The sequence below is a fragment of the Kaistella sp. CFF1-2 genome, assembly GCF_059509915.1.
This window is the reverse complement of record NZ_JCAKLF010000002.1, coordinates 343,797-358,140: the sequence shown is the minus strand read 5'-3', so window position 1 is coordinate 358,140 and position 14,344 is coordinate 343,797. Positions and strand designations below refer to the sequence as shown.

Annotated in this window: 6 protein-coding genes; all 6 read left to right on the top strand. The window is 35.7% G+C overall.

Annotated features, from left to right (window positions below; all coding sequences use genetic code 11):
- Positions 1-207 precede the first annotated feature (207 nt).
- The 6 genes from AC5XHR_RS06750 to AC5XHR_RS06725 all read left to right on the top strand — a co-directional run bounded on the left by AC5XHR_RS06750 (position 208) and on the right by AC5XHR_RS06725 (position 14,339).
- Positions 208-3,096 (top strand): SusC/RagA family TonB-linked outer membrane protein, encoded by a 2,889-nt coding sequence (locus tag AC5XHR_RS06750; RefSeq protein WP_495950015.1) that lies wholly within the window; start codon positions 208-210, stop codon positions 3,094-3,096.
- An 11-nt stretch (positions 3,097-3,107) separates the two neighbouring features.
- Entirely contained in the window at positions 3,108-4,670 is a 1,563-nt protein-coding gene (locus AC5XHR_RS06745; RefSeq protein WP_495950014.1) for a RagB/SusD family nutrient uptake outer membrane protein, read from the top strand.
- A gap of 389 nt (positions 4,671-5,059) precedes the next feature.
- A complete protein-coding gene (locus AC5XHR_RS06740) occupies positions 5,060-8,002 on the top strand; it encodes a SusC/RagA family TonB-linked outer membrane protein (RefSeq protein WP_495950013.1) in 2,943 nt (980 codons plus the stop codon).
- Between the two features lie 11 nt (positions 8,003-8,013).
- A complete protein-coding gene (locus AC5XHR_RS06735) occupies positions 8,014-9,516 on the top strand; it encodes a RagB/SusD family nutrient uptake outer membrane protein (protein ID WP_495950012.1) in 1,503 nt (500 codons plus the stop codon).
- A gap of 460 nt (positions 9,517-9,976) precedes the next feature.
- Entirely contained in the window at positions 9,977-12,904 is a 2,928-nt protein-coding gene (locus AC5XHR_RS06730) for a SusC/RagA family TonB-linked outer membrane protein (protein ID WP_495950011.1), read from the top strand.
- Between the two features lie 13 nt (positions 12,905-12,917).
- The gene (locus AC5XHR_RS06725) at positions 12,918-14,339 is read left to right on the top strand and encodes a RagB/SusD family nutrient uptake outer membrane protein (protein WP_495950010.1); all 1,422 of its coding nucleotides are present in this window, start codon (positions 12,918-12,920) and stop codon (positions 14,337-14,339) included.
- The last annotated feature ends 5 nt before the right edge of the window (positions 14,340-14,344 follow it).

Here is a 14,344-nt window from a genome sequence, read left to right as displayed (position 1 = left end):
TTTTTGTTAAGGGTATTTTAAATTTAATGTTAACATAAATGTTTGTCCATATTTTCATATTTGCTATTTTTTTAGAAAAGTGTTATTATTTTAACTATTAAGTGGTAAAATAATTACAAGTTATGTGTTAAAAAATAAAAATAATAAACTATTGTGTATGTTAAAACATTTTAACATATTTGCCGCAACAATCAAAATGTGTTTAATATGAATGTAAAATTTAAAGTATTAACTGCTGGGGCTGTGTTCTTTATTGGACAAGGTCTTTCAGCGCAAAAGACAGATACAGCTTCTACTGAAAGGCAGATTGAGGAAGTTGTTGTTGTTGGTTATGGTACTCAGAAGAAAGCGGATGTTACGTCTTCGGTTACAACTGTGAAAGGGGATGCAATTGCAGATCTTAACACGCCTTCATTCGAATCGCAATTGGCGGGCCGAGCTTCGGGGGTTCAAGTTGTAAATAACTCTGGGGTTATTGGTAGTGCGCCTGTTGTTAGAATTCGTGGGGTGAACTCCATTTCTTCAGGAACGAGTCCACTATATGTAATTGACGGTATGCCGATGATTTCTGGTGATACAGGAGGTGGTTATGCTGGAGCGAACGCTTTGGGGGATATTAACCCTGAAGATATTGAAACGATGACAGTTTTAAAAGATGGTGCTGCAACAGCGATCTACGGATCTAGAGCTGCAAACGGTGTTATCTTGATTACAACTAAGAAAGGAAGAGGTGGTAGATTTACAGTGAACTATAACAATCAGTTTAGTGTTGCAGAGCCTGTAAAAACATTTGACCTTTTGGGAACTAAAGACTTTTTGGTTATTGCTAACGAAAAAGCTGCTAAAGCAAATGCAGTTTGGGCAAAAGGAAGTCAATATGATACAGATTGGCAAGATGCGGTTCTAAGAACGGCTTCTCAGCAAGATCACTTTGTGTCTTTTTCTGGAGGCTTAGGACAAGGTAACTATTATGCGTCTTTGGGTTATACATACCAAGAAGGTATTATTAGACCAAACGCAATGCAGAGATTTACAACTAAATTGAATGCGGATCAAAAAGTTACAGATTGGTTTAAAATTTCAGCAAACTTAGCGTATTCAGAAACGAATTATCAAGGTTTAAATAATGGGGTAAACTCCATTTCAGGAGCGATGTTTAGTGCTGTTAGACAATTGCCGAACACGCCAATTTACGATCCGAGTTCTCCAACAGGGTACAATATCTATACAAACCCAACAGGAACAGTAAGTAGAGTGGGACAATGGGAAAATAACATTCCAATCACCAGTGATCTTACGAATATTGCATATATCGTAAACCATAACTCGTATACTTCAGACCTCACAAGATTCTTAGGTAGCGTTTCTGGAGACGTGAAAATTACATCTTGGTTAGACTACAAATTGCAAGCAGGTATGGAGCGATCTGTAACTACTGGTTTGCAGTATTGGAATAAAGTGCATGGAGATGGATTTTCAAGAAAAGGACTTATTGAGAATAACTATTTGAATAGACTGAATTGGAATATTCAAAATATTTTGAACTTCCAAAAGAGTTTCGATAGACATAACGTAAACGTTGTTTTGGTTAATGAATACCAAAAGAAAACAATGAGATATTTCTTTGGTGGAGGTCAAGGTTTATCGGATGATTTCTTTGGTGGAGGTTTAATTTCAGGATCGTATGCGGTACAAACATCTGGAGGATCTCGTGCTGAAAACGGAATTATGTCTTATGCAGCTAGATTAAACTATAACTTCTCGGATAAATATTTTATCTCAGGAACGATCAGAAGAGATGGTTTGTCATCATTACCTGAAGCAAACAAGTGGGGTACATTCCCTGGAGCATCTATTGGATGGACAGTTTCTAACGAAGACTTTTTGAAAGACAGTAAAGTAATTTCTGAATTGAAATTAAGAGCGTCTTACGGTAAAGTGGGTAATAGCGAAATTGGAGATTATCCATATTTAGGACTATACGGAAACTATAAGTATGCGGATACCAACGGTATCGGTTTCGCTCAAGCAGGAAACGATCAGTTGAAGTGGGAGACGAATATTAAATATAACTACGGAGCAGATTTAGGCTTCTTTAATAGAAGATTAACATTGTCAGCAGATTATTTCATCAACAAGAATAATGGATTAATCTTGGCGGTTCCAGTTTCTCCATCACTTGGGGTTCCTAATAACTCAATCAATATGAACATTGGGGATATGGAAAACAAAGGTTTTGAATTTACTGTTGGAGCTGATATCATTAAGAAAGATGGATTTAGCTGGAATGTTAATGGTAACCTATCATTAATCGATAACAAGGTATTAGCTTTAGTTGGAGGAAATGATATTAAGCCGGTAATCAATAACCAATCTGCTTATTTAATTAGAGAGGGTGAATCTCTTCGTTCTTTATTTGGATTCCAATATTGGGGAGTAAACAAAGCGAATGGTAACCCAGTTTATTATAAAGCTGATGGTTCATTAGTGCAAGGAAACGTTGCAAACCAAAGCTATTATGCATTCGATCCTTCTAATCCAGGAGTTTTGGGAGCGTCTTCATCTTTAACTGAGGCGGATAAGAGAATTTTAGGAAACTCTTTACCTACTTATTTTGGTGCAATAAACTCAACTTGGAAATATAATAACTTCGACTTGTCTGTAATGGCGAGATTCAGTGGAGGGAACAAAATTTTCAACGTATCAAGAAGAGAGCAGTTAACGATGGACTTCTACAATAACGGTACAGAAATTTTGGGTAGATGGCAAAGTGCAGACAAGCCAGGTGATGGTGTTACGCCAATGCTTTGGGCAAACAGAGGTTCATTTATCAACTTAGAAGGACAAGCGACATCTCGTTTTGTTGAAAAAGGTGATTTTGTGAAAATTGACAATATTACATTAGGATACTCTTTTGATAAAGATTTGATTAGTACTATTAAGTTGAGTAAATTAAGAGTTTACGCAGTGGTACAGAATGCATTTATCTTTACAAAATACAAAGGTTTAGATCCGGAATTGGATAACTGGGGTATGGATTACAACACTGTTCCACGTCAACGTACTGTGTCTATTGGTCTTAACGCATCATTTTAATTATTTACAACATGAAAAAATTTAATATAACAATAAAAGCATTGCTTTTTTCGGCTATTGCAGCAACTTTTTCTTATAGTTGTTCAGAAGAAAATGTGATTGATTTAGAGCCGTACAATCAGTTAAGTGAAAATTCAGCATTCTCTACTCCTTCTGCAGTTACTTTATCATTAAATGGTATGTATCAAGCTGCTCAATTAGGTTGGTATGATGGAGCGCCAAGGGGATATCCTTTTGGAGCGGCATACTTCCAACAAAATGATATGAGAGGTGAAGATATGGTAAATACAGCAGCTTTCTATGCATATACTTATACATCAACTTGGGATGCTTCGGGTACGGCAAATAATATTCATTATTGGTTAGATTCGTATCGATTAATCAACAGAGCAAACTTGGTTATTGAAGGAGTAACTAGAGCTGTAGAAAATAATGTAATTACAAAAGATATCGGTGACGATTATATCGGTCAAGCATTATTCTTTAGAGCGATGACGCATTTAGAATTGCTAAAACATTTTTCAAGACCATACAACCATACAGCAGATGCTTCTCATATGGGAGTTGTGTATCGTACGAAAGGAAGTTCTTCTCCAGCAACAATTGAAGAAAACTCAAAATTGGGAAGAACAAGTGTAGCTGAAAACTACAAGCAGATTATTGATGATTTGAATCAAGCGGAAGCAATGATTAAATCTAAAGGTCAGCGTGGTTCTGTTAAAGAAGGTATCGTGTATGCGACTAAAGAAGCAGTTATTTCCATTAAAACAAGAGTTTATTTGAATATGAGAAGATGGAATGATGTAATTACAGAAGCTAATAAGCTTAACGGATTATATACATTAACAGCTTCTCCAAATGGACCATTTGCTGGAAACTATGCAAATACAGAAAGTGTTTTCTCATTAGAAAACTCTGCGACAAATAACCCGGATGTTAATGCGGCTTTAGCTTCTCAGTATTTGGGAAGACAGCTTATCGCAATTAGCCCAATTATTTGGAATGACCCAAAGTGGTTGAAAGATGATAAGAGAAGAACGATGGATGAGATGGTTAAAAAATCAGGAACCGCTTTGTATACTTTTAAATATAAGGATACATCAACAAGGTCTGATGCTTCACCAATTATCCGTTATGCAGAAATTCTTTTAAACAGAGCAGAAGCAAAAGCAAGAGTTGGAGACGCAACCTACTTGGCTGACTTGAATGCGGTTAGAAATAGATCATTGGCTAATCCTGCAACTCAGGCATATACTGCATTTGCTACTCCGAAAGAAGCTGTGCAAGCAATTCTTAAAGAAAAGAGAATTGAATTTATTGCAGAGGGTATACGTTGGGGTGATATTCATCGTTTGCAAAAAGATGATTTGGTGCAAGTGGATGGTATTCCGGCTAAATACATCAGTGGAGCGTCTCCAAAAGAGGCAGATTATGTTATTGGAACTCCTTACGTAATTAAACCAACGGATCTTCAACAGATTCCTTATTCTAGTGATAAGTTCCTTTGGCCAATACCAACAAGAGAGACCTCAGCAAACCCTGTGCTGGCTGGTCAACAAAATCCTGGATATTAATTCCACATTCATATCAAATTAAAAAGGGCTACCATATGGTGGCTCTTTTTGTTGTTCTATATTGAAATGTTAAATTTTTATTCCTTAAAAAAGCATTGTAAAATTATATTTTCACTATAAAAAAAATAAAAATTGATAAAAAAAAGCTGATGAAAGTCAGTTTTTTGGATAATTATTAGTTGGGTATTAAGGTAATTTAACAAAATGTTAAAAATATCATTAATCAATATTGGCTGAAAATGCGTAAAATTTTACAAATAATTAAAAATTACACACTATATATTCGTTAAAATTATCGAATTTATAAATTTTAGTGAATAGTATTAATTTATTTGTGTATGTTAATTTCTTTTAACATTTTTGTCAAAACTAAAACAAATAGTGTTGATATGAATGTAAATTTAAAGGTGCTTAGTGTTGGAGCATTGTTCTTCTTAGGGCAGGGTCTTGTACTGGCTCAAACGAAAAAGACGGATACGGCAGATGTGAAAAACATTGAGGAGGTAGTCGTTGTTGCTTATGGTAAGCAAAAGAAAGAAACTTTTGTTGGTTCAACTGTATCTCTAAACTCAGAACAGATTGCAGATCGTGCAAATGCCAATGTAACTAAAGCTTTAGATGGTATTGGTGCGGGGGTGCAAATTGCGACTTCAAGTGGTCAGCCAGGAAGTGGGATTAGTGTAAGGATTAGAGGGCTTTCTTCAATTCAGCTTTCCAACTCGCCGCTATACATCGTGGATGGGGCTGTTTATACAGGGGGATTAAGTGATCTAGATCCTTCGGATATTGCAACGATGACTGTGTTGAAAGATGCAGCTTCTACATCATTGTATGGTGCTTCTGCAGCGAATGGTGTTGTAATGATTACAACCAAAAGTGGTAGAAAAGGTCGTTCAAAGTTTGAGTTTTCTGCTTCTACAGGTTTTGTAGATAGAGCTTATAAGGAGTATGAGAAGCTAAATACAGGACAGTATTACGAAGCGCAATGGAGAGCTTTGTATAATGGGTATTTAGTTCCATCTGCAACGAACCCGAATCCGACACCTGCAGCAGCAAGTACATATGCGTCTAATCAGTTGATTCCAACTTTATTGAACAACGTATATAATGTGCCAAATAATCAAGTTGTAATTGATGGTGTCTTAAATCCGAACGCTAGCTTGCTTTTCAATGACTTTGATTGGAATAAGTATGTTCAAAGAGTTGGGATGGTTCAGAAATACAACATCAATTATGGTGGTGGAGATGATAGAACGACGTATTATGCTTCCATGGGATATAATAAAGAGGAAGGATATGTAATTAGATCTGAAATGGAGCGTTACAACATGCGTGTTGATGTAAATAGTAAGGTGACTAATTGGTTAAAGCTAGGTGGTAATATTTCCGGAAGTAGAGTATCTACTTTGAATGCGGATAGTGGTGGTGGTTCATCATATATCAACCCGTTCTATATTGGTCGTACAATGGCTCCAATTTATTCGCCATATTATTATGACGCAAATGGGCAGAGAGTAAAAGATGTTAATGGTAATTATATTTACGACGGTCTTATTACAAGAGGGAGAATTAACGGTTCTGGAAGAAACGTTATTCAGGAGACCTTGCTTAATCAAAATACGACGAAAAGGGATGTAATAAACGCAAGAATCAATGGTGAAGTGAACTTAACGAAGGATTTGAAATTTATTTCGAATTTGACTTATGATGTTCAAAATTACCGTTATAAAAACTATCGTAACCCAATTGTAGGTGACGGGGCTCCAGCTGGAGATTTATATGTGGATGCGAACCGTTATCAAACAGTGACGTTTAACCAGATTTTAAATTATTCTAAGAAATTTGGAGTACACTCTTTAGAAGCGATTGCTGGACATGAGTCTTTCAATTATTTGTCTGAAGAAATGGGGACGTCGAGAAAGGGCCAGATTATGAATGGTATTTATGAGATTATCAATTTCAATACTATTAATGGTTCTTCTGGTAGTTCTTCTGTATTGGCAAAAGAATCGTACTTCGGACGTGTGAATTATGATTATAGCAATAAATATATCCTTTCGGGATCTATTAGAAGAGATGCGTCTTCAAGATTTGATCCAAATAACAATGTGGGTATCTTCTGGTCTGTTGGAGCGGGATGGAATATTGCAAACGAAAACTTTATGCAAAACTCTATTTTCAATCAGTTGAAATTGAGAGCTTCATACGGTGAAGTAGGTAATGATGGAGGTATTGATTCTAGCCCAGGATATAATGCAGATTTGAATTTATATTCATTAGGATGGAACAATGCTGCAGAAAATGGAGTTTTGATCAGTCAAATTGGAAATCCAGAATTGAAGTGGGAGTCGAATCAACAATTTGATGTTGGTTTGGATTTCGGTCTATGGAATAACAGGATTTCAGGTTCATTAGAATATTATAAGCGTACAACTTCAGATATGATCTTCTATGTTCCTATTATGCAATCTGCTGGTATTTCTGGTATTTATATGAATAATGGGGATTCTCAGAATGAAGGTTACGAAGCGACAATGAATTTTGGTATTGTTAAAAACAAGAACTTTACTTGGAATTTATCAGCGAACATCTCATCATATAAAAATAAAATGACGAAGATGCCTCCAACTCAGCAAGTTCAAACTAGTGGAAACTATAGATTGGAAGTTGGTAAATCGTTTTATGATTATTGGTTGAGACAGTATTATGGTGTAGATCCATCTGATGGTTCAGCATTGTATATCCAAGATCCAACTGCAACGGATGATGCGAATACAAGAACGATTGATGGGGTTAAGATGAATATCAACCCATCAAAAGCGATGTATGCTTACTCTGGGTCTTCGTTGCCAAAGGCGTACGGAAGTATTACAAATAATTTTGATTTCAAAGGTTTTTACCTAGATGCATTGGTAACTTACCAATGGGGTGGAAAAGTATATGATGGTAACTATGCGACGTTAATGTCTGCTAATCCAAATGGAAATGCTGCGCATATTGATATGTTAAATGCTTGGCAAAAACCAGGGGATATCACGAATGTACCTAAGCTTACTACGGTAAACACGAGTTTCGCGACTGCTGCTTCAACTCGTTGGTTGAGAAGTTCAGATTACGTTAGCTTGAGAAGTGTAACTGTTGGATATAAGTTTAATGGTGATATCATCAAGGATTTAGGAATGACTGGATTAAGAATGTATGTGAGTGGAGAAAACTTATGGGCTAAAACAGCGATCCAAGGTTTAGAGCCAGCACAATCATTTGGAGGTGGTACATCATACAGATATATTCCTTCAAGAATTATCACAGTTGGTTTAAATGCTTCTTTTTAAAAATTAATACAATGAAAATTAGAAATACAATTATTAAAACATCATTAGCGTGCTTGTCGCTTGTTGCGGTGCAGTCGTGTAATAATGATTTCTTAGATACAACGCCTACGACTTCTGTGGGTGAGCAAACGATCTATTCAAGTGGTGAAAACCTATTAACAGCGATTAATGGTATGCACCGTAGGGCTAATACTGGACGTTATTATAATCAGGGTACCTATGGTATTTCTGGACATATGATTACTATGGAGGCTATGGCTGATGATGTGGTTTGGCCGCATCAGGGTAATGGTTGGTATGTTAGTGAGCAACGTTGGACAGGTGTTGTTAATGAGGCGTCTACTCAGGTGGCATTTCCATGGGAGTTTTGGTATCAATTAATTAAGAATGCTAACGCGATTATAAAGTTCGGACCAGCTGCAGGTGGGGATCAAACGAAAAAAGAGCAGGCATTAGGTGAGGCATATGCGTATAGAGCGCATGGGATGTTCCAAATGGTTCAAGTATATGGTAGTAGATATATTAAAGGTGGAGGGAATACACAGCCAGGTGTTGTGATTCGTTTGGATCCTAATGATATTTCACCACTAGGGCGTTCTTCAGTTGAAGAAGTGTATGCTCAAATTTGGAGCGACTTAGCTGAGGCTGAAAAGTATTTAAAAGGTAAAACCAAACTAAATGCTTCTCACTTTAACTACAATACGGTAAAGGGAATTCAGGCGAGAGTTGCTTTAACTCAAGGAGATTGGGCAAAAGCAGCTGCAGCAGCAGCTGAAGCTAAAAATGGTTATGCGTTGATGACGAATGCACAATATAAGTCAGGTTTCAATAATAGTGACAACTCAGAATGGATTTGGGGGACTAAAAGTATTGAGGATCAGTCAGAAGCGTTTGCAATGTTTCATTCGTACATGGCGAGAAACGCCTTATCTACAAACGTAAGACAGGCTCCTAAAACAATGAACAAAGCGTTGTACGAAGCTTTCCCTGCGACTGATGTAAGAAAACAATTAGTTGATCCTACTGGGGCACATACAGGTTATGTTTTTCCGGCAGCTGGATACTCTAAGTTTCCATATACAACAATGAAGTTCCTTATTGCAGGAGCAGCTCAAGGTTTAGTTGCTGCAGATACGCCGTACATGAGATCCGCAGAAATGTATCTTACTGAAGCAGAAGCATTGGCTAGACAAGGTAAAGACGCTGAGGCGAGAACAGTATTCGCTTTATTAGAAAAGAATAGAAATCCTTCTTATGTAACGACAACTGCTTCTGGAGATGCGTTGTTGCAAGAGATTCTTTTGAGTAGAAGAATTGAGCTTTGGGGTGAAGGTTTTAGATTTTTTGATTTGAAGAGAATGAATCTTCCTTTAGATAGAACTAAAGCTGGAAATTATGTTACTTCTGTAATTAACAACTTGTATAAAGTTGAAGCGAATGATAATCGATGGAACTGGTTAATTCCAAGACAAGAAATAAATACGAATCCAGAAGTTAAACAAAATCCTTTATAGTTAATTTCTTAATTAATATCATTTTAGATTAAACGAAAACCCTCATTTGAGGGTTTTTTTTCGTTTTAATTTCAGTATTTAAGAAAATTTAAAATATCAACAGTTCTATTGTAAATCGGCACCTATTGATGTCGTGTATTAAGATTGTGATTTTAATAGATGATTTCATAAATCAAGGTTATTATTCTTATTTTTTTAAGAAAAAAATTAATAAAACAATTGCGGAAGATGTGTTAAATTATTAAATTCACAATAATAATATTTAAAATACGATTTTTATATATTTTCGAATAAAGGTTGCTTTGTTGAGGTTTTGACAATAAAAACATTGTTTAAATGCGTATAATGGTGTTTTTTTTAACTCTAAAGTGAAGATTTAACATTATTATTTTGCTAATTAATTTGGCTGTATTAATAAAAATTAACATATTTGCACGAGTTTAACTAAAAAAGTGTTAATATGAATGTAAAATTAAGAGCTTTAACGGCGGGTGTAATTTTCTTTGCAGGATTTTCAGCCCAAGCACAAAAAGCTTCTTCAGACACAACTTCAGTAAAAGAAATTGATGAAGTTGTTGTAGTTGCTTATTCCAAAATTAAGAAAGAAGCAATTGTAGGTTCTGTTGCTAAAGTTGATAAGAAGATTATTGAGACGCAGCAGGCTACAAGTGTTTTGTCTTCATTACAAGGGACAGTTTCTGGTTTGAATATTGTTTCTTCTGGTGGACAGCCTGGTTCTAACCCATCGATTTATATTAGAGGGGTTGGTTCCATTAATGCTAGTACACAACCATTAATTATTTTAGATGGAGCGCCTTTTGGGGGGAATATGAATAGTATTCCGCAAGATCAAGTCGAGTCTATTTCTGTATTAAAAGATGCGTCTGCAACTTCTTTGTATGGATCTAGAGCTGCTAATGGGGTTATCATTATCTCAACAAAAAAGGGTAAGAAAAATAGCAAACCGACTGTTAATTTGACTTCTCTTATTGGTGTGTCGTCTCCAGCTGTAAAATTTCATGAAACTTTAGGTGCTGCAGATTTTATGAAGGGAACTTGGCAAGCTATAAAAAACACACAACAGTATGGAAATAATCTATCAGAATCAGCTGCATCTCAGTATGCTTCTAATAATTTGGTTCCAACATTGGGATATAATCCATATAATTTAGCAAATCCAATTGATTTTGACGGAAACGTTGTAAATGGAGCTAGGTTATTGTGGGATACTGATTGGAAGAAGGAGATTATTGATAATTCAGCCTTCAAGCAAGAACATCGTTTCAACGTAAGTGGTGGTAGTGAGAATACGACATATTTTGTTGGTGCTGATTACCTTACAATGGAAGGGGGAGTGAAGACTTCTGAGTTTGAAAGAATTGGTGTTCGTATGAATATTGATTCTAAAGTAAATGATTGGTTAGAAGTTGGATTGAATAACTCATTCTCAACATCTTATCAAAATTCACCAATTCAGTCAGGGAATTCTTACCAATCACCTATCCAGTGGATCTACTCAATTGCAAACGTATTTCCTTTATATCAACGAGATGAGTTGGGTAATATGATGTTAGATGGATTTGGTAACCCAATTTATGATTATGGAGATAATGCCTCTTCAGGTAGATTGGTAAATGCACAACGTCCGGCTTTTAATAATGAAAATGCGGCTGGTACTTTATATAACAACAGACTTTCTTACAAGAGATCGGATGTTATTGCAAATGGATATGCGCAAGTAAATTTCACAGATTATTTAAACCTACGTTCACAAGGGTCATACCAATTATACTTGTATGATGCAAACGAGTATAGCCACAGACAATATGGTTCAGCAGCAGGCGTTGGGGGTAGAGTTGCACAAAATAGAGACCTTGCGAAAACAATTAACTTTACAAATAGTTTAAACTTTAATAAACAATTTGGAAATCATAATGTAACAGCTCAAGCTATTTTTGAAATGATGGATTATCGTTATGATGCTCTATCTGCACAAGGTACAGGTTTCTTGCCAAATGTATTTGCGTTAAACGGATCTACCTCACCTGAGAGTGTAGGTGGGTACATTAATCAAGAAAGATTAGTAAGTTACTTAGGAAGAGCTGCCTATAATTTCAAAGATAAGTATTTTGTTGAAGGATCTGTTAGAACAGATGGGTCTTCTAGATTTGCTAAAGAAAACAGATGGGGTACCTTCTTCGCGGTTGGTGGTGCTTGGGTAATTAGCAAGGAAAACTTTATGCAGGACTCTTTTGTAAATTATTTGAAGTTGAAGGGATCTTACGGTGAATTAGGGAATAATATGACTACATCATATTTTCCTTATTTAGAAGTTTATGATACAGGGTGGAATCAATTAGATCAAACAGGTATTCTTTTAGGTAATGCAGTGGATTATAACCTGACTTGGGAAAAAACAGCAACGTCTAACGTAGGATTAGAGTTTGGAATGTTTAATAATAGAATTACCGGTAATGTTGAATACTTTAACAGAGAATCTATTGATTTGATTTACGGTAAACCACTTCCTGGTTCAACAGGTAATACTTCGATTACAACTAACGTGGGAGCATTAAGAAATCACGGAGTTGAATTTGACGTATCTTCACTAAACATCAAGAAAGAAAACTTCCAATGGAGAACTTCATTGAATATGAGTTTTGTTAAGAATGAATTTACAGAACTTACTCAAAAATCTGTTATCAGTGGAACTAAAAGATGGGCTGTAGGTCAATCATTGTATGATTTCTATTTAGTTGAATGGGCAGGTGTAAATCCAGATAATGGAAAAAGCTTATATTGGTTCGATAAACAAGATGCGAACGGGAATATAACAAGAGAAACAACGGAAGATTATAACTTAGCAAATACTGAAGCAAGTAAGAGATATGTAGGTAGCTCTTTGCCAGATTTCACAGGTGGTTTTACAAATTATGTGAAAATTGGACCTGTTGATTTGAATGCATTATTTAATTTTAGTTTTGGTAGTCAAGTGTATGATAGTAGTTACAATGCGTTAATGTCAGGTTTTGCTTCGGCAGGTAGACAGCAATCTGTAGATGTAATGAATGCTTGGCAAAAACCAGGAGATACTTCTAGTATCCCGGTTAATACAATGTCGCAGAATAACAATTCTGCAACATCTACAAGATTTTTGTTTGACAATGATTACGTAAGATTAAAGTCACTTACTTTAGGCTATAATATTAACAAGGAATTATTAACAGGTATCGGGCTTTCTGGTATGAGGATTTTTGCTCAAGCAGATAACTTATGGACATGGCAGTCACACAAAGGGATTGATCCGGAACAAAGTATTGCGGGAACAACAGATAGCCGTTCTTATAACTTGAAAACAATTTCACTAGGTTTTAACGTAAGTTTCTAAAAAATTAAAAAAAATGAAAAATTTAAAATATATTTTATTAATCGGACTAGGGTTGTTTATCACATCTTGTAGTAGCGATTATTTGGAAGAGCCTGCTCCAACAGATGCGGTTGCACCTGATGTTGCTTATGGTTCTTATGAAGGAGCAAAAGCTCACATGGCTGGGATTTTGAGAAGAACAAGAGGGCAATACCAATCAACTGATTCAGGGAATCTTGGAGCTTTATATTTTGCAAGAGAAGTAAAGGGGAATATTAGTGCAGTAAGTAATAACTGGTTTGCATTTGATTATGAAAATGATAACAGAGAAGCAAACTATAGAAGATCAGGATTTACTTGGAATTTTCTTTATACTTTGATTAATCAAGTAAATGCATTCATTAGTGGTGTTGAAGGTAGTACAGCCATCTCAATAGAAGAAAAAAATGAGCTTTTAGGACAGGCTTATACAATGAGAGCGATGTATTATTTTGAGTTGAGCCTAGACTTTCAACATACATACAAGTTCGATCCTAATTTGCCAGGTCTTCCTATTTATAAGGAGGCAGGGGCAACTGAAGGGAATGGAATGAGTACTATGAAGGAGGTTTATGACTTTATCATTAGTGACCTTGAACATGCGATTGAAATCGGTTCAACAGCTAGAGATAATAAATCATATTATAATAAGAATGTATCATATGCTGTTGCAGCTAGAGTTTACCAAGTGATCGAAAACTGGGCAAAAGCAAAGGACTATGCTAATAAAGCTTATGGAGGAAGTGCAAATGCGGTATTGTCGCCAAGCTTTTATCAAGCAGGTTTTGATAATATGGACGAAGGAAATGAGTGGATTTTAGCTGTTCCTCAGTCCTCAGATCAGTCAAATTACTATTATTTAGCGCCTCATGGATTCTATACAAGAACAGAATCTGCTTATAATAATACATTTATCAATAAATCTTTTGTCTCATTATTTTCTGCAACAGACGTAAGAAATCAATTTGCAAAAACTGGGGTGACAGATTATAGAGAGTGGTATACTAAAAAATTCAAATTTGCGTTTGATGCGCATTTAGCTTTGTTAAGAACTCCAGAAATGATTTTAATTGAAGCGGAAGCTATGTATAAATTAGGTGATACTACTGGTGCTCATAATTTATTATATACCTTACAAAAAAATAGAGATGCGAATGCGGTTAAATCTTCAGCATCCGGAGCTGATCTTTATGAAGAAATCCTTACTGAAAGAAAGAAAGAACTTTATGGCGAGATGGGTGTAGAATGGTATGACGCAAAACGTCTTAGAAGAGGTATTGCAAGAGATCCTTGGCATAGAGTAAATATGGCTAGCAATCCATTGAAACCGGATGATAACAGATTTATTCTTAAAATTCCACAAGCAGAGCTTGATTCGAATCCTAATATCCCAAGTGATATTAACTCAAATAGATAATTTTT